This is a genomic window from Pseudoalteromonas sp. MMG010, from assembly GCF_018100905.1.
Classification (GTDB): Bacteria; Pseudomonadota; Gammaproteobacteria; order Enterobacterales; family Alteromonadaceae; genus Pseudoalteromonas.
The window spans coordinates 141375-166940 of the sequence record NZ_JAGJEG010000007.1; the positions used below are offsets into that span (position 1 = coordinate 141375).

Sequence of the window (25566 nt, forward strand, 5' to 3'; positions counted from 1 at the left end):
GCATGAGTAATCAATTTGACTATATTATTGTCGGTGCAGGTTCTGCTGGCTGTGTTTTAGCTAATCGTTTATCAGCTGATGAAAGTAACCGTGTCTTACTTTTAGAAACGGGTGGTAGCGACAAAAGTATTTTTATAAAAATGCCAACAGCGCTTTCTATACCGATGAATACTGATAAATATGCATGGCAGTTTCATACTCAACCAGAGCCATATTTAAACAACCGAGAAATGCACTGCCCACGTGGCAAGGTCCTAGGTGGGTCTTCATCTATAAACGGTATGGTTTATGTACGTGGACATGCAAAAGATTTTGATGAATGGCAACAACACGGCGCTAAAGGCTGGGATTACCAGTCTTGTTTACCTTACTTTAAAAAAGCGGAAAGCTATTATTTAGGTGAAAACCAATACCGTGGTGCTCACGGTGAGCTCGGTGTGAATAATGGCAACGAAATGAAAAACCCGCTATACACCACTTTTATAAAAGCAGGTGTGCAAGCAGGTTATGCTAGTACCGATGATTACAACGGCGCGCAGCAAGAAGGTTTCGGCCCTATGCATATGACCGTTAAAAATGGTGTGCGTAGTTCAGCCTCACGTGAATATTTAGATCCCATTAAATCGCGTAAAAACTTAACGATTGTTACCGGGGCTTTAGCACAAAAGGTTATTTTAAAAGATAAGCAAGCCACAGGTATCGAATATAAAGTCAATGGTACTGTCCGTGAAGCGTTTGCAAGCAAAGATGTGATTTTGAGTGCTGGCCCTATTGGCTCACCGCATTTATTGCAGCTATCTGGTATTGGCGATAGCAGTGTACTTGAAAAGGCAAAAATAAAAGTAAACCACCACTTACCGGGTGTAGGACAAAACTTGCAAGATCACCTTGAGTTTTACTTTCAATACAAGTGTAAAAAGCCGATTACGCTCAATGGTAAGCTAGGGTTATTCTCAAAAGGCTTAATTGGCGCTCGTTGGTTACTTACACGCAAAGGATTAGGGGCGACGAATCACTTTGAATCTTGTGCCTTTATTCGCTCAAAAGAAAACGTAGAATGGCCAGATATACAATATCACTTTTTACCTGCTGCAATGCGTTACGACGGTCGTAGTGCGTTTGCCGGTCATGGTTTTCAGGTGCATGTTGGCCACAATAAACCAAAAAGTCGCGGTAGTGTAACCATCACATCAGCAAACCCTGAACAGCCGCCTAAAATAGTTTTTAATTACTTACAGCATCAAGATGACATCGCTGGTTTTAGAGCGTGTGTCCGTTTAACTCGTGAAATTATTGAGCAAGCGGCCTTTGATGAGTACCGCGATGAAGAAATTCAACCGGGCAGTCATATTCAAACTGATGAAGAAATAGATGCCTTTGTACGCCAAGCTGTAGAAAGTGCTTACCACCCTTCTTGTTCTTGTAAAATGGGCGAAGATGAAATGGCCGTGGTTGACTCTAATACTCAAGTACATGGAATTAAAGGGCTTAGGGTGGTTGACTCATCGATATTCCCTACGGTTCCTAATGGCAATCTTAATGCTCCAACCATTATGGTGGCAGAAAAAGCCGCAGACCTTATTTTAGGTCGCCCGGCGCTTGCACCAAGTGATGTTGCTGTAATTAACGATGAAAAGTGGCAAACCACACAACGTAATAACAAATTTTAATTAGTCAGTCGTAAGGTTTTAATCAACAAACCTTACTTTGCAGTGGCGCACAGCATAAATATTTTATGCTGTGTTAATGCAAGTAATAATAATCAACGGAGATTTTATGTTTTATTTATTTTGGGAGGGTGATAATGACTATTTGGCTTAATGCAGGCATTATATTTACCTTACTCGCCATTATTTTAATTCTTGTTAAATGGGGCAATGTACGCGTAGTTGGGGTTACTCCCGTAAAAACCTTTACCTTTATCGCTATCTTATTTACCTCAGGCTTAGATGTTGGCCTAATCATGTTTCCGCTTACCGAATTTGCCGGTTATGCAGACATAAAAGCAAGCCCAGAATACGCGTTTGCAAACCCGCTATCTATTGAATTTGGGTTTTGGGGTTTTCTCATCTGGGGATTTTACTTTCTTACGTGCTTTTATTTCTGTGTAATAGAACCTAAGGTTAAATTCTTTGAAATTCCATGGGTAAAGTTCATCAATAACGTCGTTATTATTGGTACATGTGCATTTACTGCTTACTTATTACTGACTAATTTACCTTGGTATATACCGCAGTTAGGCGATGGTGAATCTGTCATACCTGAATTTTATCTTATTGTTTTAGCAGCTATTTGTTTTGCAGTATATTCAAGCACAGATATAAAGTATGTTCGCTTTTTAAGCATTTCAACCACCTGGTTATTTATCGCATTAATTGCCTTTATGTGGGTAGGTGCTTTTGTATTAGGCGACAGTGAAATGTCGGCATTTACAAATAACCTTGGTTCAATTGGTACTTACTTTGCCAACTTACCTCAGTTTATTTTACCGTTGAACGACTACCATGAGTTTTACCTATTTTGGTGGTTTGCTTGGAGTATTATGATTGGTCAGTTTACTTCTCGCTTTGTTGGCGGATTAAAAACGTATCAAGTACTTGGGGCAATGTTAATTTTCCCTTCAATCCCTATCGCCATTTGGTTTAGTGTACTTTATCAATACCATGAAGCGGGTATTTCAACCACAGGTATCAAAAATTTCGCGATGGTATTTGTTGGTATTGTGTTTGTTATAAACTCACTAGATTCACTGGTTAGGCTCTATACTGATAATTTAAATTTAACGGTTAAGCGCCTAGGTAAGGCTAAATATATTGCTTTTAATATCATTGCATTATCTCTTTTAACCTTATTATTTAAACTTGAGTTTTTACAAATACAATGGGTGGGAGCACTTGTTATTGGGTTATTTTTTGCTTGCGCTGGCTTTATCGTTTACAGCAAATTTAAAACCGTTAGCAATATAGACAGCTCACCAAAAGCGAACAAAATTGATTACACAAAAATTGAAACAGCAAGTTAAGGAAATCACATGACAATTAAATTAAAGACACTGATAAAAGTACTACCATTTGCCCTGTTATCAACAAGTGCAGCAGCAAACTGGTCAACAACAATCACAGGGGCTTCAGATTATACGTTTAATGGTATTAGCCAAACAAATAACGACCCTGCTATTCAAGCTAGTTTAGATTACGCTTTTGATAGCGGTGTATATGCCGGTGTATGGGCGTCAAATGTTGATTTTAATGACGACACCGATTTTGAGCTAGATGCATACTTAGGTAAATATGTGCAATTAACTGATAAAATCTCAGCTGATTATGGTATTGCTTATTACACCTATCAAGGTCAAAACAGCGATGGTAACTACGCAGAGACCTACGCAAAATTTGGTTTTGCTAATGATCTTGGTCAAACAGAACTTAATTTTTGGTATAGCTGGGATTACTTTGGCAGCGGTGCTGGTCATGTAATTTCGATGATCGCACATACTTATGAACTTGCTCCAAATCATGCATTACGTGCAAGCTTTGATATTTCAAATTCATTAGATGGCGATAAATGGGCATGGGATGTTAATGAGAAAAAATCATACAAGCATTACCGCTTAGCGTATCAAACAAGCTACGAAGGATTTAATATTGAAGTAGCCGCAGAAGATACTAGCCTAGATTACGATACCAGTGATGAGCGTATTGTACTTGCTGTATCACGTACATTTGATCTGTAAGTTAAGTATTATACTTAATAATATAAAGGCCTCATAATGAGGCCTTTATTGTTTTGTAACTGTTAAATATTAGAGTTAAGTTTCAATCAACTTTAATTTATCTGCAATGCCATTCCACTGTTCGGCATCGCTAGGCGGTGATTTCACTTGTGTGATCCTAGGCCAAATTAATGCCAGCTCGGCATTAAGTTCAGTAAATTCTTTTTGCGAATCGGGTAGTTCATCTTCTTGATAAATAGCTTCTGCGGGGCATTCTGGTACGCATAGCCCACAATCAATACAGTCAATTGGGCTAATTGCTAAAAAGTTAGGGCCTTCATAAAATGCATCTGCCGGGCACACCGCTACACAATCTGTGTATTTGCATTTTATACAGTTTTCGGTGACAACAAACGCCATAGTAAAGCTTTACCCTAAGATTAATAAATGAGCGTGGATCATACCCAACCCGAATGAAAATACAATAAATAAGTGCCCAAATTATGTATTTTAAAGTAAAATATCCAATTAAGCTGTTAATGATAATATCAGCATTCCCCTTATTGTGAGCCAAGTGAATATTAACTTAGGCTATGACACCTAAAAGAGATTAAAATGATACGTTTAACCGAAATAAAGCTGCCGCTGGATCATGACGAAAACGCGATTGGCCAAGCCATCATAGAAAAATTACACATCACGCCAGCACAACTTCATAGTTATAACGTATTTAAACGCGGCTACGATGCCCGTAAAAAAACAGCTATTTTACTTATTTACACCTTAGATATTGAGGTTGATAACGAACAAGGATTACTTACTAAGTTTAGTAAAGATCAGCATGTTAAAATCGCTCCCGATACCAGCTATAAATTTGTAGCCAAAGCCCCTGAAAATTTAACCGAGCGCCCTGTTGTCATCGGCTTTGGACCTTGTGGTTTATTTGCCGGCTTAGTACTTGCTCAAATGGGCTTTAACCCAATCATTTTAGAGCGCGGAAAAGAAGTACGAGAGCGCACCAAAGACACGTTTGGTTTTTGGCGTAAACGTACATTAAACACCGAATCAAATGTGCAATTTGGCGAAGGCGGAGCTGGGACATTCTCAGACGGTAAACTATATAGCCAAGTTAAAGATCCCAAACATTATGGCCGTAAAGTCATCACTGAGTTTGTAGAAGCCGGAGCACCTGAAGAAATTTTATACGTCAGCAAACCTCATATTGGTACTTTTAAATTAGTCACCATGATTGAAAAAATGCGCGCGCGTATTATTGAGCTCGGTGGCGAAATTCGCTTTAGTACTCGTGTAGATGATATTCATTTAGATGATAACCAAGTGACGGGATTAAGCTTGTCAAGCGGTGAGCATTTAGCCACTCGTCATATTGTTTTAGCGGTTGGACACAGTGCCCGTGATACCTTTAAAATGATTTACGACAAAGGTATTTATGTTGAAGCAAAACCATTTTCTGTTGGCTTTAGAATAGAACATAAACAATCAATGATCGACGAATGTCGCTTTGGACCAAACGCTGGTAACCCTATCTTAGGCTCTGCTGATTATAAACTGGTACACCATTGTGATAATGGCCGTACTGTTTATAGTTTTTGTATGTGCCCTGGCGGTACAGTTGTTGCTGCAACCTCTGAAGAAGGGCGTGTTGTTACCAATGGTATGAGCCAATATTCACGTAGTGAACGAAATGCAAACAGTGCAATTGTCGTCGGCATTGACCCTGATACCGATTTCCCAGGACACCCATTAGCAGGTATTGAATTACAACGCCAACTTGAAGAGCAAGCTTACCTCGTTGGTGGCAGTAACTATGATGCACCAGCGCAATTAATTGGTGACTTTCTAAAAGGTAAATCATCTAACGATTTAGGCGATGTACAACCTTCATTTACGCCGGGCATAAAGCTGACAGATTTGGCGCAAGTACTCCCTGCATTTGCAATCGATGCTATTCGTGAGGCAATCCCTGCGTTTAATAAGAAGATCAGAGGCTTCTCTACTAATGATGGCTTACTCACAGGTGTCGAAACCCGTACTTCATCGCCAATCAGTATCAAGCGCGATAAAAGCTTTCAAAGTATCAATACCAAAGGGCTATACCCAGCAGGTGAAGGAGCTGGCTACGCTGGGGGTATTTTATCTGCAGGAATAGATGGTATAAAAGCCGCTGAAGCCGTTGCACTTTCTATGCTTGAAAACACAAAATAAAATCCATTAATAAACACAGTATCGCCGCGATGCTGTGCCTTAATGTTAATTAAAGACATAAAAAAACCTGAGCATGCTCAGGTTTTTTTTATGTGTAAAGCGATCACTTTTTAAGTGACAGCTTGGCACCTTTTAGCGTTTTACGAACATTTGAAATACGTGAACGATTACGCGCTCTTGCTTCACCTGTTGCTTGGCCTGATGGTTTGTTAGCACGACTGCGACGTAAGTGAGCTGGCTTTTTGCCTATTTTATCAATAAGTACTTCACGATTACTTACTTCGTAACCTTCAAGGTATACGCGTTTTATTTTTTGCCCGATTAATGTTTCAATTTCAAACAGCATGTTTTCTTCTTCACGACTGACAAAAGAAATTGCTTGTCCTTCGTTACCGGCTCTACCTGTACGGCCAATACGGTGAACGTAATCTTCAGCAAGCCACGGTAAATCAATATTAATTACACGCGGTAAACCATCAATATCGATACCACGGGCAGCGACTTCAGTGGCCACTAATACTCTCACTTTGCCTTCTTTAAACTCACGTAATGCACGGCGACGATTACCTTGAGATTTATCACCGTGGCACACACCCGCAGCAATACCATCAAGGTTTAGTTCTTTTACAAGTTCATCGGCCGTTTCTTTCATGTTGACGAACACTAATACTTGTTGCCAGTTCTTTTTACCAATAAGCTCAGAAAGTAACTCTTGTTTACGACGTTCTTCAACAGGATAAACCACGTGCTGAACAGTGCTTGCAGTACTGTTGGTTTGATCAACTCGTACAATTTCAGGTTGTTTTAATACCTTTGATGCAAATTGTTTAATCGCAGCTGGGAATGTTGCTGAAAAAAGTAAAATTTGGCGTTCATCAGCACAACTTTTTATAACGCTTTGCATATCGTTGATAAAACCCATATCAAGCATTCTATCGGCTTCATCAAGTACCAAATGTTTCACATTAGCTAAGCTTAAATTACCTAAACGAATATGATCAAGTAAACGCCCTGGTGTGGCAACAACAACATCAACACCTTGTTTTAAAGAGATTTCTTGTCCTGCTGTATTAACACCACCAAATAAACTAACAACATTAAGTGCCGTGTGCTTTGCATACGCTTTAAAGTTATTCGCGATTTGTTCTGCCAATTCTCGCGTTGGTGCAAGAACTAAAGCATTTGGTGCATTATTAGTGCTAAGGGGTGACTCGATTAGCTTTTGAATAATAGGTAAGGCAAAAGCCGCTGTTTTTCCTGTACCAGTTTGTGCACTGGCTAAAACATCTTTACCTTTACGAACAGCTGGAATAGCCGCACGCTGAATGGGCGTAAGGGTGTGATAGTTAAGTTCATCTAACGCCTGAATAAGCTCAGGGGCAAAACTAAAAGATTTAAAATTCATACTGTATAACCTACGGCCACATTATCAAGGGTCGCAAATTATACAGTAAATTACAGACAACAGTTAGTTATAACTTAACTAAAGTGCCTTTTAATGCAACACCTGCCATAATAGTCCCTGCACCACACTCATATTCAGTAGTACTTACCCATTCACGCTTTTTATAATATGACTGAATATTAACAACCGCGTTCATGCCTTCTTTAACCGCACGCTCTTGCAATGCTTTTAGGGCACTTAACATAACCCATTCACAAGCTTCAGTATCAGATTTACCAAATGCATTGGTTTTTTTATTTGTTAAAACCTCACCAAACGTGGCGCTTGCTTTTCCATAAGGTTCACTAGCAAAGTAAAGGGGGATATCTAATAGCGCCGATTTTGCTTTACTTGTCTCTAACAACGATTGAATTGGGTATTTACTAATGTCATCACGAGCTTGTGCATTAAACGCAAGTATTGTGGTAAGTAAGCAAAGTAGGGTTATCATATTTTTCATTTTAATCTCCTTGATGTGTATAAAATTTCCAGGCAAACCCCAGGCCAACAGCTAAGTTATGATGCTGCTTCACCAACGGGCTGGCAATGAGTGAGGAAGCATGTGAAATATTGTAATACTTCACAAATCCCCCTACCCAATACTGTTCATTATCGTAACTTAACCCTAAGGATAAATCACTTCCCGAATAACCGGCTTTCGCATTGTAAACGGGTCGATTTGGCGTACTAAATTGCTCACTCACCGTATAAAAGTAATCATGGTAACGGTTAGTCGCAAAATTCACATTCGCTTTAACACTCAATATAAGCGGGAATTCAGTAAAAAGCTCAATCGGTTGTTGCCCATAGATACCAACTCCGTAACGCCAGCCGATATCACTAATACTAGAAAAATCAGTGGCAATGGCTTTTCGTGTAAACAAGCTAGCATACAGCTGCTGCCCTGTTTTACTATCACCTGTTAGGTAATAATTTAAAGCAGGACCCAGTTCAAGCCCCCAGTCTAAATCTTCCATACCGTCGCGAGCACGACTATCTTCACTGGCAACAGCCGTGCTAAATCCAGCAGAAATATCTAAATGTAATGCTCCATTTTGCCATAAGTAACCAGTAAGACCACTGCGGTCTATATCCAGTTCATCACTAGAGAAGCGAATATAAGGTGAAGGCAGCGTAAATTGTTCACTTTGATCACTTCCTAAATAATGTGGTATCTCTGCTAAAAACACCCCTGCACCCACTTCAAGTTTTGAAGCACTGTGTGTGCAAAAGCTACAAAAAGCCAGTAAACAAAATAAGCTACGCATTACTATTATTGCCAACGTTTAAATATTAATGATGTATTTATACCACCAAATGCAAAATTATTACTCATTACATAATCGGTTTTAATTTCACGCCCTTGTGCTGTTATGTAATCAAGTGGTGCACATTCATCATCAACTTGCGTTAAGTTAATGGTTGGAGCAAACCAATCATCACGCATCATATTAATACTTGCCCATGCTTCAATAGCACCACAGGCACCTAATGTATGACCAAGGTAGCTTTTTAATGAACTAATTGGCTTAGCACCTAAAGCATTAAATGTGGCATGCGATTCAGCAATATCACCGCGATCGGTAGATGTACCGTGCGCATTTACGTAACCAATTTTGTCTGCTGTTAAATCGGCATCTTGTAATGCCATTTCAATCGCTATCTGCATTGTTTGCGAGGTAGGCTGTGTTACATGTTTACCATCTGAATTACAGCCAAAACCAACAACCTCAGCTAAAATAGTTGCACCACGAGCTTTGGCATGCTCATACTCTTCTAAAATCAACGTACCTGCCCCTTCGCCAATGACTAAACCGTCACGGTTTTTATCAAACGGGCGCGGCGACAACTTAGGTGTGTCGTTTTGTGTACTGGTTGCATATAGCGTATCAAATACCGCAGCTTCAGTAACACATAACTCTTCAGCTCCTCCAGCTACCATCACTTTTTGACGGCCAAACTTAATCGCTTCATACGCATAGCCAATGCCTTGCGAACCCGATGTACACGCAGAGCTGGTGGTAATAACACGTCCTTTTAAACCAAAAAACACGCCCACATTCACCGGTGCAGTATGGGCCATCATTTGAATGTAACTGGTCGCGGTTACACCGTTCATTGACCCTGTATCCATCATATTGCCAAACGACACTAACGGTGAGGTAGACCCAATTGAGGAACCATAAGACACGCCAGTGCGGCCATCGGTTAACGCTTCATGTTCAAGCAAACCAGCTTGTTCAAGCGCACGCTCAGTGGCCACCGTTGACATTAATGACACTCGCCCCATTGAGCGAATTTTTTTACGTGAATAATGTGCTGGGCGCGAAAAATCACTAACAGGTGCGCCAAGCTTAGTATTAAGATCGTTAATATAAGCCCAATTATCCATGATAGTAACGGCATTTTCGCCTTTAATAAGTGCAGCTTTAAAATCATCCCAGTTATCACCTAATGCGGTAATAGAGGCCATGCCCGTAATAACAACTCGATTCATTACGACATCCCGCCATTAACTTGAATAACTTGACGAGTAATATAACTGGCGCCTTCAGACATTAAAAATGAAACCGTAGCAGCAACTTCTTCTGGGCGTCCCATTCGATTTGCAGGGATGATCTTCATCATTTCATCAATGGGTAAATCATCTGTCATCCCCGTGTCGATTAAACCCGGTGCAACACAGTTTACGGTGATTTTACGTTTAGCAAGCTCTACCGCCAGCGCTTTTGAAGCACCAATGACCCCAGCTTTAGAGGCACTATAATTAACCTGTCCACGATTACCCGCCACTCCCGAAACCGAAGACATAGCCACAATACGTCCGCCTTTACGTGTACGTACCATTGGCATCACTAAAGGATGCAATACATTGTAAAACCCATCTAGGTTTGTATGCACTACACTGTCCCATTCTTCATCTGTCATTGCCGGAAATGCCGTATCGGCAGTAATACCCGCATTACAAACAACGCCGTAAAAAGCGCCATTTTTTTCTACGTATTCGTCTAATACTGTTTTTGCTTGTGCCCGATTGGCAACATCAAACTGTAAAATATCAACATCAACACCTAGCGCTGAAATTTCAGCTTTTACTTGCTCTGCGGCGTCAATCCCAGAGCGACAATGTAAACTAATAGCAAAGCCATCTTTAGCCAATGCAATAGCCACAGCTTTACCAATGCCTTTACTTGAACCGGTCACTAATATACGTTTTGACATTACAATTGCTCCGCTAAAAATTGCTCTGGGTTTTGTGGTTGAAAAACATTTATTTTTGCTTCAACAACAACACTTTCATCGTTTTTAATAATACACTCAAATGCACTTAAACCATTCGGCTCGCTGTAGAGCTTTTCTACATCAATCGTTAAAGTGCAATCTAATTTAAACTTGCTAGTGTGCATTTTATATTTTCGGCTGCTCACTAAAAAGCCAATAGCGACATCATCACCATTGTCTATCTGATTCGCATTAGCATACGCGGCAATAGTTTGAGCCATGTACTCAATGCCAACATGGCTTGGTACTGATTGTGTGTGTTGATCATAAAAATTGCTGTGTTTAGTGATAGTCACGCCACAACGGGCACTGCTATCATCGTAACGAATCAATTCGTCAATTAAGATCATCGGTCTAGTATGCGGCAAAATGCTTTCTATCGTGTGTGTGTTCATCGTTATAATCCAATAAGAACGCTAACATTATTGCCACCAAAGGCAAATGAGTTAGATAAACAAGTAGTAATAGGTTGACTGTGCTGAGTCCCTGGCGGAACTAAATTAATAGGAGGTAAATTACTATCACGTTGACCATCCCAAACGTGTCCTGCGAAATCAGTGCCCCCTAATAATAGCCAACAAAAGCCTATTTCAGTGGCCCCTGCGGCGCCTAAAGTATGTCCAATTAAACCTTTTGACGAACTACACGCAACATGGCAACCAAATACATCGGCAACAGCAAGTGCTTCCATTTCATCATTTTTAGGTGTCGCAGTCCCATGCAAATTAATATAATCAACACGACTTGCACTATAACCGGCATGATTTAATGCACTTTGCATCGCACGGCTTGCGCCTTCACCTGCAGGATGCGGTGCCGACATATGATGGGCATCACTTGACTCACCCACCCCGAGTAACTTAACACTCCCCGATTCTTTACTCACAATGGCTAAGGCCGCAGCTTCACCTAAATTAATACCATCACGGTTCACACTCGAAGGGTTACATACTCCCGCCGAAGTCGAAGCTAACGCATGAAAGCCATTAACGGTCATACCACATAAGCTATCTACGCCCCCAACGATGGCCGCATCAGCTAACCCATTACTGATAAGTTCTTGTGCAGTGGCAAATGCTTTGGCACTGGAAGAACACGCGGTTGAAAGCGTCATCGACAACCCGCTTACTTTTAACTCGCTACTAATAAATTGCGATAAGTTATCCATCTCTTGCTGTTGATAACAATAATTATCTGGAAATTCGCCCGTTAGATTTAACTGTGTCATTGCTTGCTCACCTTGGGCAATACCAGAGGTGCTGGTGCCAACAATAACAGCAATACGATGGGCACCATATTTCGCAATTAACGCTTCTACCGGCAATCTAAGTTGCGCTAAAGCAAGGCTCGCTAATTGATTATTTCGGGTTTGAAATTCAATCCGTTTACCCGATAAATCAGGCAAAGGCAACGTGACACTGGCAACATGAATAGGGCCTTCATTAAGTAACACTTCATTTATTGCAATGCCATCTTGTTTACCCGCTAATAAATTATCCTTAATGGTTTTATTATCACCACCGAGCGCATTCACCATCGCATAGTGATTAATAAAAAGAGTGTGTTCCATATTAATATTCTTCTAATCTTTGTATGTTAAGACGATATTGTTGTTCATGCTCTGTTAGTTGAGTCAACGCGCCATTATAGGTTATTTCTCGAATTAATGCGTTATTTCGATAAAAAAGTCGAGTTAGTTGGCCATTTTTTGTTACTTGTTCAACAGCAACATTCGCCATCGCGGCACGTCTTATTGCATCAATCGGCCAAAAAGCACTTTGCATATCGTAAATTACTTTTGTGGGATCTAAAGCTGCATTGAGTACTTCCGCGTTTATAAACTGCCCAGTATTACTATCAAATTTTAGCTGGCTTATTGGCATGCCTTCGGGTGTTAATGCGGCAACATTTATAATGTGTTGTTCAAATTCAGTTGAGACTATTAATGAGTGTTCAACCACACCTGAAAACGTAAAACTCTCAAGCCAACCGCGTCCCACTAATTGTTCAGTAATGGGCATCAAGCTAAATAAAGCCGGCGCTTTTACACGGCTATTAATTGCACTTTCGCATCCAACTAAAGTAAACAAATAAAAAGCGATGACGAGTAATTTATAGTGTGATAAATAACCCATTTAAATCACTGATGCCATTGTTTCACTGGTATCCTCTGGTTCGCATATCTGCTGTAAAATACGCAGTCCACGCTCGGTATTTTTTACAAATGGATTCTCTTTATCCCACGCATACCCGGCTAAAATAGAACATACCATCGCTTTTACATCAGGTTGGCCATCGGAGAAAAAGATAACTGACTGTAAACTGGTGTCATACCACGAATTAACAAAGTATTTAAATACATCTATACCTTCACGCAATGGCACTTCATAGTCATGTTTCCAATCAACGGGCGCACCATTTAATTGCTTTATAACCAATTCAGACGCCTGCACTGCAGAGCGAAGTGCAATGGTGACACCGGATGAAAAAACGGGATCTAAAAACTCACCAGCGTTACCTAGTAGGGCAAAATTATCACCGTGTAAGCGTTTTACATTCGCTGAGTAACCACCAATGGTGCGCACTGGGGCAATAATTTTGGCATCACTGAGTAAAGAAGATAAATTGTCGTCTTCTTTAATAAAGCTTAGCAATGTTTGCTCTAAGTCTTTATCGCCTTTAACGATTTGATCTGTTTCGCCAACCACACCAACACTAATTGTACTGTCGCTAAAAGGGATAGCCCAAAACCAAACATCGGGTAAAGTGGGATGAACAGTAATTAAAATTTTATTACGATCGAATTGGCTGTCACAAATATTGTCTTTAAAGTGAGTAAATATGGCTTTGCGTTTAGTCAGCTCGCTGGGCTCTTCTAAATCCATTAAACGAGGCAAAACTCGGCCAAAACCGCTGCCATCGAGTGTAAAACGTGCACTAATTTTTGTTGTTTCTTGTGTATTTAAATCTACGACTTCTAAAACCGTGCCTTCACTATCAGTAGAAAAGCCCGTAACACTATGAGAAAAACGAATTTCAGCACCTTGTTTTATAGCTTGCTCAGCGAGCAAGTTATCAAACTGAGCGCGTTTAACTTGGTAGGTTGTCCCTGGGCCTTTACTAAATTTTTCTTCAAAGTTAAAGTTAGTGTGATGGCCACTGCGATAAAATGCGGCACCATTTTTAAATTGAAAACCTAATTCATCAGCTTGTTCAAGTAATGCCTCTAACATATTAGCTTGTGCTAAATAACTCATTGATTGCGGTAATAAACTCTCGCCAATAGAAAAACGTGGAAACGTATCACGCTCAACTAAACATACCGATAATCCTTGTTGCATTAATAAACTTGCCGCCACGGTTGCCGATGGTCCAGCGCCTATAATCGTTACATCATAATCGAAAGATGCCATTAAATAATCCTTTTTGATATCTGAGCTAAACGTGGTGCAATAAAAAACACCACAACCACTCCTACAAACACGGTAAAACCAAATTGGCTAATCGCAGGAGTTGAACTAAAAATTAAAATTGCAAACACAAACAGTGAACTGAGCGCTGATACGGTCGTTGTCAGCGTAATTTTTTCACAACATCCATGTTCGGCATAAAAAACACAGTAATCTAATCCTAACGCAAGAATTAAAATCCCTGCGACATAGTTAAAAATACTTAACTGTTCGAATACCAATAAGCTACACAATAAAGCAAGTAACATAGCAATAACGGGACGGCTAACGGCTAATACTGCACGGCTAAAACCATATCGTTTAGTAAATACAATTAAAGCACCTAATAACGCTAACAGGTAAATACCGATTAATTGGTTTTTAAACTGGCCAATTTGCTCGCTTACCAAACCTACTTTATCAATAAAACTTGTACCTTCATAGGTACTTAGATCATGTTTTAATACATTAACATCCGTTATATTAGCTAACTTAATAACACTAAAAAAATGCGCCGATTGCACCAACCATTGATTTGCATACATAGCGCTTATTGGCATCGTTTGCCATTGCTGAGGTGTTAAAAAAACCTCGTCTTGGGTTGTTATAACTCGATTGCCAAGCAGTTGTTGTAATGGCTCAAACATGCCTTGCTCATAACCTTGATATATTAGTTGCTGGGCCGATTTTTGTGTATTCACACTGGGTAACCAAGTGCTAATAGAAGAGAAATCAGCAATAACACCTTGCTCACGTAAACGCGTTAATAAAGGAGTGAGCGATTCACTGCGCAATAATGTTTGTTGTGCGCTTTCACCTTGCACTAAAATATAACGGCTATCCCAATTAGCACCTAAAATAGTCATTATTTTTTGTTGTTGTTCGTTTAAACTCGCCTTTGAGCTATAAAACAATCGAGGATCATTTTGCGAAGGAGATACCCACAGCACCGCTATAACCGCAATCGTTCCTAACCAAACCCATATGGGTGAAATCCGCCACTGTAAGTAACGTAGTTGCAGCGCGTTTAGCTGAGAAATATAACGTGGAATTGAAAGCGATTTTGCATGAATAAAGCCACTTAACAGCGGAAAGACCAACATGACACACAACAATGCGCCAAATAACCCAGCCACAGTAAATACCGCGATTTGTTTGAACAAGTTAAGGGGCGTTAACATTAAAATCAAATAACCTGCGGTTGTCGTAATAAACCCTAACAACAATGAGCTACGAATTGAGTTTAAAGGGTTTTTAAAGTTTAGTTTACTCGCAAATCGCAATTCACTTAAAGCATGAAAACTATAATCAGCAGCAATACCAATTAGTGTGACGGCAAAGACTAATGTTAAAATATTAACGTCATTAAAAAATAACTGCAGTGCAGCAAAACCGTATAACACACTCACCGAAACCACAAATAAAGTACACAACACACTACTCATACTACGATAAACAACACACAATAAAAGCAAGGTAGCGACAATAGATAAGCTGCCATATAAGGTCATTTCATGCTCAGCACTACGACTGGCATCGGCGGTAAAAAAAGCCGCGCCTGTCACAAGCACTTCGCTAAGCGGGTCGACTTCAATCCCCTCTATATGCTGAACAATCTCTTTGGCCGTATTTATATCAAGCCCGGGTTTATCACTATTAAAATAGATCAGTACATAAAAAGTAGGTTGATCATTAACGACATGCTGCGCAATTAAGAAACCTTGCTCGTTGGTTAAGTTTAACGCGGGTAAATTTTGGCGAGTAAAAAAGTCAGCTAACGATAATGTCATATCGTATTCAAAGGTCGCAGCAATCCAGGGCGATCCAATGTCATTTAATAAATTAAATTGCAGATTAAATAATGTGTCTTTATCACCGCTTTGTAGTGCTTTAGCAAAAGAGGCGCTCACTAGCTTTTGGGCATAAGGGGCGTAACTTTGGCTTATTTCATCTAATGTAGGGAGCTTAGAAAATTGGCTTTTAACCGTAATGTGATCTAATTCAGCAAGCTTATTGGCAAAGGCACGTGCTTGGTGTATTGCTAAATTTTTATCTTTATTACCTATTAATACAATATGCTGGCGTAACTGTTGCTGCTCAACTTTATTCGTCGCAGCAGCAACGATAGGATCTTGTTGTATGTCAAATACTTGGTTTATATCTGCCACCACAGTAAAACTATGGTTTAACTGTAAATATATAAACACAGCTAACAATAACGTTAACTGCGCACACCAAATAAAAAATTTATTGCGCGAGCTTAACTTTATCCATTTCATTTTGTGTCAGCGCCTTGCTTTTTAGCGTCATTGTTATTGTTGTTTGGTTTTTTTGCTGATCGGTTATCATTATCTGTCGTTGCGTTTCGCCTTCTGCGCATAACAAAACGGTTTCAAACAAATTTAAAATTTGTGTATCAATCGGCTTTAGTTCAATACACGTAGCCACGTCTTGAGGTGTTATTTGCCAATCTTGCGAAGCAATACGGCCACTGAGCAATTTAGCTAAAAGCTGATTAAAACGCTGCTCTTTAGTAACTAACTGATAACGAGCCTCGTTAGCATCTCGGCGGTAAATCCCTTGCGCTAACAGTAACATTTCACTTTCTAATGGTGTTAGCGTGTGCCAATAAACTTGCGCGTCATACAAGATAAAATTGCCTGTCGATTTAATTTTTCGTTTTAAAAATGTGAATTTTTTTTGTTGCTCAAACTGCCACACACTATCGTTAATTGTAAATTGGTTTAAATCTACATCGGTTGACTTTGCCTGTACAACAGTACTGAGGGCCGTTAACACGAGTAAAAAATTAAAAAGCTTATACATAGGCTTTTACTTTATCGGTAAATACAGCCGGAGATTCAAACTGTAGCTCTTCATTAACTAAATCAATCGCCACTTGAATAGTGTAAGCTTTATTTAAGATTTTATGACTATCTAAACATTCAATTTTATAGTCGATTTTAATCCTCGTTTCATACTCAACCAAATCTGCATGAATACGAATACGAGAACCAAATTTGGCCGACGCAACATACTTTAAGCGCATATCAACTATCGGCCACATATAGCCAGACTCTTCCATCGCATTGTAATTATATCCAATTTTATTTAATAGCTCGCAACGCGCATCTTCAATGTATTTCACATAGTTACCGTGCCATACAATACGCATTGGATCTAAATCATAAAATGGCACCACCATATCTAATGATGCACTTACAATGGCTTTGGACTTTTTCATAGCTTTCCTAATGTAAATTATTGGTATAAAGACCAACGTTGAGTTTGGATATACTCAATAGTTTGACGTAACAATTTATCAGTAGGTCTATCTTCTTCAAGTAAATCAAAAAAGCTAGCTACATCATCAATCATTGCCGTAATTTCTGGGTTAAGTGAGTCCGCGTCTATTTCATTATTTAAAATGCGAATACGTACTCCCTGCACTGCCGCTAATAAAGTAGCGGCTAGTACTTGCTCTGTTAATTGTAAAATGCGCAAACAATCACGTGCAGCAATTGTCCCCATACTTACTTTATCTTGGTTATGACACTCTGTAGAACGCGAAAAAACACTCGCAGGCATGGTTAATTTAAGTGCCTCGGCAGTCCATGCAGAACACCCTATTTGTATCGCTTTAAAACCATGATTTATGTAACTGCGCTCACTTGAGGCAGCACTTAAGTTAGATGGCAAGCCATGATTCATTTTTACATCAACTAGCGTGGCAATTTGGCGATCAGCTAAATCGGCTAAATTAGCAACACAGTTTTTCATCGAATCCATTGCCATTGCAATGTGGCCACCATAAAAGTGCCCGCCGTGTAATACATGCTCGCCAACCCCGTCAATAATCGGGTTATCGTTAGCACTGTTTAACTCGTTTTCAATCATGTTACGTAGCCAAGGTAAACTATCCTCTAGTACACCAATAACATGCGGTGCGCAACGAATCGAGTATCGATCTTGTAAACGATGAGAGTTACGTGGGTGCTCAACATGATTTAAATCGTGCTGAATACGTTTAGCTACATTTTGCTGACCTGGATGTGGCTTCACGCTGAATAAAATATCATCAAAGTGATTACTATTGCCTTTAAGTGCAATACTTGCCAACGCAGTTATACGCGTCATTAGTTTGCTTGCATATTCACTACGGTCATAAGCTTGACACGCTAACGCAGTCATCACTGCGGTACCGTTCATAATCGCTAAGCCTTCTTTAGGGCGCAAAGTAATAGGCTCTATACCTTCTTGCTCAAACGCAACCAGTGAATTAACTACTTGGTCTTTGTAATAGGTGTCGCGCTCACCAATTAAGCTACCCGCCACGTACGATAATGGGGTTAAATCACCACTTGCTCCTACCGACCCTTCTTGTGGGATCACTGGGATAATATCGCGGTTAATCATTTCAACGAGTAGTTTTAATAAATCCCAGCTCACACCTGAGTAACCTTGAGATAATGAAGCTAAACGTGCCGCTAATATTAACTTGCCTTGTTCTTTGGTAAAAAAGTCACCTAAACCACAACCATGAAAGCGAGTTAAGTGCATTGGCAACTCGTTAACCAGCTCAAGTGGAATTTCAACAGTACATGAATCACCGTAGCCGGTTGTTACACCATAAATATGACCTTCGTCTTTTAAAAGCTTATCTAAAAAAGCAACGGCACTGTCAATTTTTTCTGCAAATTGTGAATCGCCTGATAAAGCAACGCTACGATCATTTTTAACAACACTGATAATATCTTCGATTGTCAAACGTCCTGCACCAAATAACAGGTGGTTTGATTTATTATTTTCCATTTACTGAATTCTCCAGATCTTTACTAGGCTTAGGATCATTGTTTGACGATTTAGGCCAAAAATTAAAAAAATTGTACCATTGGTAAGGGGCTTTCATACAATAGAACTCTAACCGCTGGGCAAAACGATTAGCCATTGCTTGAAAGTGAGCTTGACGGTCTTTACGTTTAACTTTTACAGGATCGGCAAACTTTTCGATATACGTTTTATAACCGCCTTGTTCATTTAAACAAAACATTAAAAAAACCGGGCATTCCATAATATTGGCTAATGCAAAAGGCCCCACGGCAAACGGGGCTTGTTCACCTAAAAAAGAGGCTTTATGAACACTGTCGGGGTTATTTACAGACGTTCTGTCGGCAAAAATAACAATGGCTTCACCATCATCAATTTTTTGTTTTAGTTTAATCGTGTCATCAATACCAAAGTCATTAATATGAATAAAGTTAATCGCAGCATCCTGATTCACCTTTTTCAAAAAATTATTAAACGACGGTGTATGCTCATTATAAGTAATCACATTAAGTGGGCGTTTGTTTTCACCCATACTAAAAATAGCGCGACAAATCTCCATGTTACCTAAATGGGCACTAAAAATAACCGCGCCTTTGCTTTGTAACAGTTCTTCGTACCCTTGCGGTGTAGCTATTTCTAAATCTTTTATATTAACTTTGCCTAACCAGGCATCAAATTTATCTAAAATCGCCATACCAAATGAAAAATACAGCTTAAACCCTTGCTTAAATCGCGCCCAACCTTGGCGCTTTGGCTGGTTCATTGTCGTATTTAGGTTATCTAAGTAATGCCAAATTGCCTGACGTGATAATCGCCCTGTGACATAAAAATAAAACATCACTGGCGTTAATACTATTTTAAATAACCATTTACCAAACACTTTATAAATAAAGACTAATATTTCAATGCCCAACATCGATCCGCGCTCTTTTAGCTCAGACCAATGAAATGCGGTTTGTTCTTTTTGCTGTTCTGACACCGCGATTCCTATTTAAACTTATTTGCAATTAAACGAGGTAAGCGAAGTAACATTCCAAAAAATAAGCGGGTATGCATTTTTGAAATTAATACGTTATCTTCCCAAACATTAAAATGTGAAACGCCGTTTTCGGGGTAATGGACCTTAGTTTTAATAAACTCAACAGGCGTACCTTGCCAAAAAAGCTTCACCATTATTTCGATGTCAAAGTCCATTTTATTGCCCAAAGTTGAGCTTTTAATTAAACGGTCGTACGCGGCTAATGGATACACTCTAAAACCACACATGGTATCTTTTAATTGCAATGATAACGTTTCTATATACACCCAAAAATGCGTAATAAAACGCCCATAATAACGCCCTTTTGAAATAGAGCTATCGTAAACTGGCTGACCACTAACTAATGCGGTGGGTGCAAACTTAGACCGGCTAATTAATTGCTCAACATCATTTAAATCATGCTGTCCATCCGCATCAACTTGTATGGCGTGCGTCCAACCTGCTGTAAACGCATGGCTTAACCCTGTTTGCACTGCGGCACCTTTGCCTCCATTTTGACTACGACGCACCAGTGTGACTAACTCAAACTTATTCGCGACTTTATCTAAAACTTGCTGTGTTTGTGCATCAGAGCCATCATCAACCAAAATAATTGGTAAATTAAAGGCCACTAAAGCATCGAGTGTGTCTTCAATGACAAGATGATGATTATAATTTGGGATCACAAATCCATATTGACTCATAATTTTATATCTCTTATTGGCCTAATCAGCGATGACAACTTTGCCTGAGGCATGCTGGCCATGTGTAGAGCTATAGCTAAAGCTGTATTTATTCGTCTTAATTTCCTTAAGCACCAACTCTACTTGATAATTTGGTTGTACAATTATTTGAAATTTTAAAGCATCAACCGACATCACTTTATCGCAATCTACCTGCAAATACGTCTTTAAATAATGCATAACCCAATCTAACTGAACCACACCGGGTAATATTGCAGCTTGATCAAAATGACCTTGAAAATAATATAGATTTTCTGGAATCGTTAAATTTAAGCGTACACTTTGTGGCGTTTTTTCAATTACTTCGCAAATCGGCTTATATACAAAATCAGTCAAACAATTTCTCCAATTGTGTTTTTTCAAGTTTACCTTGAGAATTAAAAGGTAAAGCAGGTAAATAACGAAACTTTCTTGGTATTACCAGCGCTTCAAAATATGCCTTTAAATGCTGTTTTATCAACTGCGAAAATTTAAATTTCCCCAGTTTTTCAAGCGCTGCTAAACCTTGTGGGTTGAGTGCTAATACACACGCAATTTCATTTCGTTTATTTGGGTTATCGTTATGTTCAAGTAATAAAACATAACTTTCATCAATATAATGATGTTGATTAACACGGTGCATTATTTCATCTAATGAGCAGCGCTTTTCTTCTATTTTAACAACCCTATCTGCGCGCCCTAAAAGTATAAAGCAGCCTTCATCAAGAATTTGCGCCGTATCGTCGGTTTGATACCACTGGGCGTCATTGACATAAGGTGACGAAATAACTAATCGTTGCTGCTCATCTAACTGCAATTTAATTGCATCAAAGGCTTGCCAGTATTTATTTTTGCACTGTTGTCGCCATGCAATACCGCCTGTTTCTGTACTACCTAACACTTCAACGGGAGCAAAACCAAATTGTTCATGCAATAGATTTGCAGCGGTTGGTTGCAGCGGCCCCCCTGAAGAAAAACAACAACTCAACTGTTTTGCCAACGGGGTGAGTACGTTATCTTGCACTAAGCGATGATAATATGCTGGGCTACTGATCAAAGTGTAACGTTTACTCTTATCATTATTTTGCGTGATAAAATGCAATAAATGCTCTGGGTATTCGAAGTTTTGCAAACACATGTCTAAATTGGCATACAATGGCAATAGTATTTTATAAAGCAATCCATAAATATGTTGGTGTGAGACAGTGGCAACAACCATTGTATTATCAATCTGATCAGCAAACTTTTCACAAAGCACTTTTACTTCAAGTAGCAAAGCGTTAAATTTTTTATCGATTGCTTTAGGCACCCCACTAGAGCCTGAGGTGTAAAAACGAATATCGGCTTGTTCATCTATTTCTATATCGCCACATTGCTCAACAATACATGTCGAATTAAATGCCACTTGCTGATCGCAAACTTCTTGCGAACCAGCATAAGCCTCAGCGTCTTTTAAACATAACTTTAATGATTCAACTTGGCCATTTTGCGGTAAAACTACCGATTTTTTTGCCACCAATAATGCAAAAAATAGCACGCTAAATTGGTAACTATCTGCATCAAACAGCAACCAGCGTTGCTGCGAACGAGCAGAAAAAACAGCTGCATGCCCCAACACTTGCTTTTGCCAATGAGAAAAATCAACGTTTTCCCCAAAAAATGTATTATTATTACTTGGCCACTTCATCAGAATTATTCTTTGCCTTTTGCCATCTTCGAACTAAAAATTCAACTGCCATAATGAGTCCCATAAAAATATAGGAAATCAACCCATTGTAAGTTAACCATACCGCGGGATCCGGATGAAACACCGTAGCCCCTGCAATAGAGCCATTAATAATAAAAAAGCCGCACCATACCTTAGTCACTTGCCGAGTATAATGGCGCCCTTTTTCATCAAGGGTTTCAAATTTGCTGGCAATCATTTCTACAACACTTGGGGATTGATATAACGAATATAAAAACACCACTAAAAAACACGCATTAATTACCACCGGATAAAACTTAAGGGCTAATGCCGAATTAGCTAAAGTGGCAAAAACAAGTAAACCAACACCGCTAATTGTCATTATTTTTAAGTGGGGAATACTTGCTTTTGTATTTTTTACTACAAAGTGACGCAACAATAAAATAGCGGCAAAAAAGCCACCAACAACTGCGGGCTCACTGTACTTTAAGCCAAAAAAAACGGCTAAAGGATAACTAAAGAGTAAGCCAGCGAGCAGTGCTTTTTTCATTATGCGTGTGTAGTCATTAATTTTTCAACAGCATCAATAACATCTTGTACAGTTCGTACTTGTTTAAAATCGTTAGGTTCAATTTTTTTGCCTGTTTGCTCACGCAACTTCACAACCAAATCAACTGCATCAATACTGTCTAGGTCGAGGTCTTCATATAGATGAGCCGTACGGGTGATGTCATCTGCTTCGATTTCAAAATATTCTTGTAAAATTTCGCTTAACATTGCAAAAATTTTATCGCCATTATTCATGTTGTCATTACTCATTAGTTTATCCAAAACAATATTTTTATGCGCGGGTCGACGCAATAAAGTCACAAAGGGTTTTTACTGAATAAAAGTGCTTTTTACTGTCATCAGTATTGCCATCAATTTTTACATCAAACTCTTTTTTTATTGCCACACCCAGCTCAAGTGCATCAATTGAATCTAGACCTAAGCCATCAACAAAAAGTGCTTCTTCATCATTAATATCTGATGTTTCGATATCTTCTAAGTCCAATGTTTCAATGATTAGTTGTTTTACTTGTGTGCTTAAATCACTCATGATTTAATTTTTCCTTGTTAAAATAAGCTTGTAAATCGCGAGTTAACTCACGTACAGCGTTGGTTATTTGATCGTGTTGTAAATAAGGTTCAATCGAAAATCCAGGTAGCGCCCGAAGTTTAAATGTAAAACGGCGGTCAGTGACTTGGTACCATTTTTGCCCTTTTGTTAATGTTACAGGGCTAACATTTAAGTATACAGGTAATAAGGTCGCTTGCGTACGCAGCGCAATATTTGCAACCCCTCGTTTAAATTTCCATTCTTTACCAGGCACGCTACGTGTCCCTTCAGGAAATACTATTAAATTATTTCCTTGGCCAAAACTATGTTGGCACTTTTTTAAAAAAAACTCGGGATCTGAGTCGTTATTAATATAACCGGTTGCATTTACCACCCCTTTTAAAAATGGGTTCTTCCACAAATCGGCTTTAACGACACAATCAGCATGGCGTACTAACGAAATAAGCACGACCACATCAATCAAAGAGGGGTGGTTTGCAATAATTAATTTGCCTTTGGCATGCTTTAATTCGTTTTTTTGTTCTATATCTAAGCGAAGAATTCCAACTAAACGCATATAGCCTACAAAAAATTTAAAGCTGTAGTGCACCGCAGTGCGGGCAGCTTTATTACGTGTAGTAACATCACGATAAATTATACGTTGTAGCGAAAACACAACAATTGACAGCATTAAACCACCAACACTGAATAATGCAAAAGCACTGCCTGTGGCCAATAACCGATAAAGTTTTATAAGTTTATTTTTCATTGCGCGATAGCGACCAATTAAAACGTTTAGACTCAATCGTTAATTGTGAGCTATCGCCATAATAAAAGCGTAAAAAATCAAGAGCCTGTAATTGGCTACTCTCTTCATCAAGGTTAGGGATTTGGCTAGTAAAATTAAGTTCAAAGTTCGCACTATTATTGCCAGGCTCAATTAAGAGCGCCACTGCAATGTTATCTGGTTGCTGCTTTACATATTGTTGATAATGTTCAGGAACACCTTGGTCGCTGTATACATACAAAATACGAGGATAGCCATAACGTTGCATTTTAGCGATTGCATCAACTAAGCCCATAAAGAAGCTATCTTCACCTGCTGCAACGGCACTAAGAGGGGCTTTATTTTTTGTAAAAATGCTGAATAACCCGCCCACCGCATTATGAACAGATAAACCAAAATGCGTTGGTGATAATGCTTCTTTATCTGCAACATCGCTGATCAATTTTGTGGTTTTATGTAAATCGCCATGACGAGACGAAAATACGCTAGCAATATCGTGTTGGTAATCGCCACTGGCTTCTAGTGCACAATGTAAGGTAATTTTAGCAAACGCACTTAATCTGCGGCGTTGCATCGCTGGCATTTGAGTTAATGTTGGTAAGGGCAAACTTTGCGACTGAGTCACAAGGTTTTGTGCATATTGTTGCCAATCTTGAGTTGATGTTTTGCCATCTCCCCACGCAACACACTTTGAGATAACAAACTGCAAGCGTAATAATCCTTATCACTGGTCTAAAATAAAAATGAGGGTAAATACTACAGTTGCTGTTTAATGGATTCAAGCAAAACTGTATCTTGGATTAACTTTCGTTTACAAAGCCATCAACAGCTAATACTTTAACCCTACAATAACGTGCTTTACTGTCTTCTTGCCAGATAACCATAACGGCAAAATCAATGAGTTTAAGGCTCATATCAGTATTTATTAGTAAACGGCTTTTTTCTTGGGCTTGTTCGCTACACCCTAAAAAAACATTAGGTCCATTTATCGAAAACGTACTTGCTAAATAATAATTGGCAGCATTGCCTACCGTTGCCACAAAGCTTAACGGTTTAATAGCCTCTTGTTGAGCTAAATCTTGTAGCATCGACTGCATAAGCTCGCTGGAAAAGTAATCAGCACAACTATATAAACCAATACGATCATTTAACTGAAGGTTTTTAGTGGCTTTATAGACAGCAAGTAAGGCAATTAAAGTAAATGAGTCCATGCGCCTAACCACCAGCTCGGTTTCTTCTTTAACCTTTTTTCGCAGTGTCTTTATATCCGTACTTTTATCAAACGTAACTTGCGCACTGGCTATTTCTTTCAT

The 25566-nt window shown here is 39.2% G+C and carries 28 protein-coding genes; 4 read left to right on the plus strand and 24 right to left on the minus strand.

Features of this window, described 5'->3' with window-relative positions; all coding sequences use genetic code 11:
- Window positions 1-2: 2 nt before the first annotated feature.
- The 3 genes from betA to J8L70_RS09440 all read left to right on the plus strand — a co-directional run bounded on the left by betA (window position 3) and on the right by J8L70_RS09440 (window position 3733).
- Window positions 3-1670: a choline dehydrogenase gene (gene betA, locus J8L70_RS09430; RefSeq protein WP_211055318.1), complete on the plus strand. Its 1668-nt coding sequence runs from the start codon at window positions 3-5 to the stop codon at window positions 1668-1670.
- Window positions 1671-1804: 134 nt separating this feature from the next.
- Window positions 1805-3022 (plus strand): BCCT family transporter, encoded by a 1218-nt coding sequence (locus J8L70_RS09435; RefSeq protein ID WP_211055319.1) that lies wholly within the window; start codon window positions 1805-1807, stop codon window positions 3020-3022.
- A 9-nt stretch (window positions 3023-3031) separates the two neighbouring features.
- The gene (locus J8L70_RS09440; protein ID WP_211055320.1) at window positions 3032-3733 is read left to right on the plus strand and encodes a TorF family putative porin; all 702 of its coding nucleotides are present in this window, start codon (window positions 3032-3034) and stop codon (window positions 3731-3733) included.
- 75 nt (window positions 3734-3808) lie between these two features.
- On the opposite strand, the gene fdxA is transcribed toward J8L70_RS09440, so the two are convergent.
- Complete coding sequence (gene fdxA, locus J8L70_RS09445; RefSeq protein WP_211055321.1) at window positions 3809-4132, minus strand: ferredoxin FdxA; 324 nt, start codon at window positions 4130-4132, stop codon at window positions 3809-3811.
- Window positions 4133-4327: 195 nt separating this feature from the next.
- On the opposite strand from fdxA, the gene J8L70_RS09450 reads away from it, so the two are divergent.
- On the plus strand, window positions 4328-5938 hold the full coding sequence (locus J8L70_RS09450) for an NAD(P)/FAD-dependent oxidoreductase (protein ID WP_211055322.1): 1611 nt from the start codon (window positions 4328-4330) through the stop codon (window positions 5936-5938).
- A gap of 103 nt (window positions 5939-6041) precedes the next feature.
- On the opposite strand, the gene J8L70_RS09455 is transcribed toward J8L70_RS09450, so the two are convergent.
- From J8L70_RS09455 to J8L70_RS09565, 23 genes are all read right to left on the minus strand, one after another.
- Window positions 6042-7343, minus strand: coding sequence for a DEAD/DEAH box helicase (locus J8L70_RS09455; RefSeq protein WP_211055323.1), 1302 nt, complete (start codon window positions 7341-7343; stop codon window positions 6042-6044).
- Between the two features lie 67 nt (window positions 7344-7410).
- Window positions 7411-7842 carry an excinuclease ABC subunit A gene (locus J8L70_RS09460; RefSeq protein WP_211055324.1) on the minus strand — a complete coding sequence of 144 codons (432 nt, stop codon included), beginning with the start codon at window positions 7840-7842 and terminating at the stop codon, window positions 7411-7413.
- Between the two features lies 1 nt (window position 7843).
- On the minus strand, window positions 7844-8650 hold the full coding sequence (locus J8L70_RS09465; RefSeq protein WP_211055325.1) for a MipA/OmpV family protein: 807 nt from the start codon (window positions 8648-8650) through the stop codon (window positions 7844-7846).
- Window positions 8651-8655: 5 nt separating this feature from the next.
- Window positions 8656-9879 carry a beta-ketoacyl-ACP synthase gene (locus J8L70_RS09470; RefSeq protein ID WP_211055326.1) on the minus strand — a complete coding sequence of 408 codons (1224 nt, stop codon included), beginning with the start codon at window positions 9877-9879 and terminating at the stop codon, window positions 8656-8658.
- Window positions 9879-10604, minus strand: coding sequence for a 3-oxoacyl-ACP reductase FabG (gene fabG, locus J8L70_RS09475; RefSeq protein ID WP_211055327.1), 726 nt, complete (start codon window positions 10602-10604; stop codon window positions 9879-9881). The genes J8L70_RS09470 and fabG overlap by 1 nt, the downstream gene beginning before the upstream one ends.
- Window positions 10604-11059: a 3-hydroxylacyl-ACP dehydratase gene (locus J8L70_RS09480; RefSeq protein ID WP_211055328.1), complete on the minus strand. Its 456-nt coding sequence runs from the start codon at window positions 11057-11059 to the stop codon at window positions 10604-10606. Before J8L70_RS09480 ends, fabG begins: the two co-directional genes overlap by 1 nt.
- A 2-nt stretch (window positions 11060-11061) precedes the next feature.
- Window positions 11062-12234, minus strand: a complete 1173-nt coding sequence (locus J8L70_RS09485; protein ID WP_211055329.1) for a beta-ketoacyl-ACP synthase — start codon at window positions 12232-12234, stop codon at window positions 11062-11064.
- A gap of 1 nt (window position 12235) precedes the next feature.
- Window positions 12236-12799 (minus strand): DUF3261 domain-containing protein, encoded by a 564-nt coding sequence (locus J8L70_RS09490; RefSeq protein ID WP_211055330.1) that lies wholly within the window; start codon window positions 12797-12799, stop codon window positions 12236-12238.
- A complete protein-coding gene (locus J8L70_RS09495; RefSeq protein WP_211055331.1) occupies window positions 12800-14077 on the minus strand; it encodes an NAD(P)/FAD-dependent oxidoreductase in 1278 nt (425 codons plus the stop codon).
- The gene (locus J8L70_RS09500; protein ID WP_211055332.1) at window positions 14077-16392 is read right to left on the minus strand and encodes an MMPL family transporter; all 2316 of its coding nucleotides are present in this window, start codon (window positions 16390-16392) and stop codon (window positions 14077-14079) included. Before J8L70_RS09500 ends, J8L70_RS09495 begins: the two co-directional genes overlap by 1 nt.
- Window positions 16361-16939, minus strand: coding sequence for an outer membrane lipoprotein carrier protein LolA (locus J8L70_RS09505; protein ID WP_211055333.1), 579 nt, complete (start codon window positions 16937-16939; stop codon window positions 16361-16363). The genes J8L70_RS09500 and J8L70_RS09505 overlap by 32 nt, the downstream gene beginning before the upstream one ends.
- Entirely contained in the window at window positions 16932-17357 is a 426-nt protein-coding gene (locus tag J8L70_RS09510) for an acyl-CoA thioesterase (RefSeq protein ID WP_211055334.1), read from the minus strand. Before J8L70_RS09510 ends, J8L70_RS09505 begins: the two co-directional genes overlap by 8 nt.
- A 17-nt stretch (window positions 17358-17374) precedes the next feature.
- A complete protein-coding gene (locus tag J8L70_RS09515) occupies window positions 17375-18925 on the minus strand; it encodes an aromatic amino acid ammonia-lyase (protein WP_211055335.1) in 1551 nt (516 codons plus the stop codon).
- Entirely contained in the window at window positions 18915-19919 is a 1005-nt protein-coding gene (locus J8L70_RS09520) for a family 2 glycosyl transferase (protein WP_348772149.1), read from the minus strand. The genes J8L70_RS09515 and J8L70_RS09520 overlap by 11 nt, the downstream gene beginning before the upstream one ends.
- 8 nt (window positions 19920-19927) lie before the next feature.
- Complete coding sequence (locus tag J8L70_RS09525) at window positions 19928-20662, minus strand: glycosyltransferase family 2 protein (protein ID WP_211055336.1); 735 nt, start codon at window positions 20660-20662, stop codon at window positions 19928-19930.
- A 21-nt stretch (window positions 20663-20683) separates the two neighbouring features.
- The gene (locus J8L70_RS09530) at window positions 20684-21037 is read right to left on the minus strand and encodes an acyl-CoA synthetase (RefSeq protein WP_211055337.1); all 354 of its coding nucleotides are present in this window, start codon (window positions 21035-21037) and stop codon (window positions 20684-20686) included.
- On the minus strand, window positions 21030-22367 hold the full coding sequence (locus J8L70_RS09535) for an AMP-binding protein (RefSeq protein ID WP_211055338.1): 1338 nt from the start codon (window positions 22365-22367) through the stop codon (window positions 21030-21032). The genes J8L70_RS09530 and J8L70_RS09535 overlap by 8 nt, the downstream gene beginning before the upstream one ends.
- Window positions 22351-22917: a hypothetical protein gene (locus J8L70_RS09540; protein ID WP_211055339.1), complete on the minus strand. Its 567-nt coding sequence runs from the start codon at window positions 22915-22917 to the stop codon at window positions 22351-22353. Before J8L70_RS09540 ends, J8L70_RS09535 begins: the two co-directional genes overlap by 17 nt.
- Window positions 22917-23171, minus strand: coding sequence for an acyl carrier protein (locus tag J8L70_RS09545; protein ID WP_211055378.1), 255 nt, complete (start codon window positions 23169-23171; stop codon window positions 22917-22919). The genes J8L70_RS09540 and J8L70_RS09545 overlap by 1 nt, the downstream gene beginning before the upstream one ends.
- Before the next feature lie 37 nt (window positions 23172-23208).
- Window positions 23209-23466, minus strand: a complete 258-nt coding sequence (locus J8L70_RS09550) for a phosphopantetheine-binding protein (protein WP_211055340.1) — start codon at window positions 23464-23466, stop codon at window positions 23209-23211.
- Window positions 23459-24235, minus strand: coding sequence for a lysophospholipid acyltransferase family protein (locus tag J8L70_RS09555; RefSeq protein ID WP_211055341.1), 777 nt, complete (start codon window positions 24233-24235; stop codon window positions 23459-23461). Before J8L70_RS09555 ends, J8L70_RS09550 begins: the two co-directional genes overlap by 8 nt.
- Complete coding sequence (locus J8L70_RS09560; protein ID WP_211055342.1) at window positions 24225-24962, minus strand: beta-ketoacyl synthase chain length factor; 738 nt, start codon at window positions 24960-24962, stop codon at window positions 24225-24227. Before J8L70_RS09560 ends, J8L70_RS09555 begins: the two co-directional genes overlap by 11 nt.
- A 91-nt stretch (window positions 24963-25053) precedes the next feature.
- On the minus strand, window positions 25054-25566 hold the full coding sequence (locus J8L70_RS09565; protein WP_211055343.1) for a hypothetical protein: 513 nt from the start codon (window positions 25564-25566) through the stop codon (window positions 25054-25056).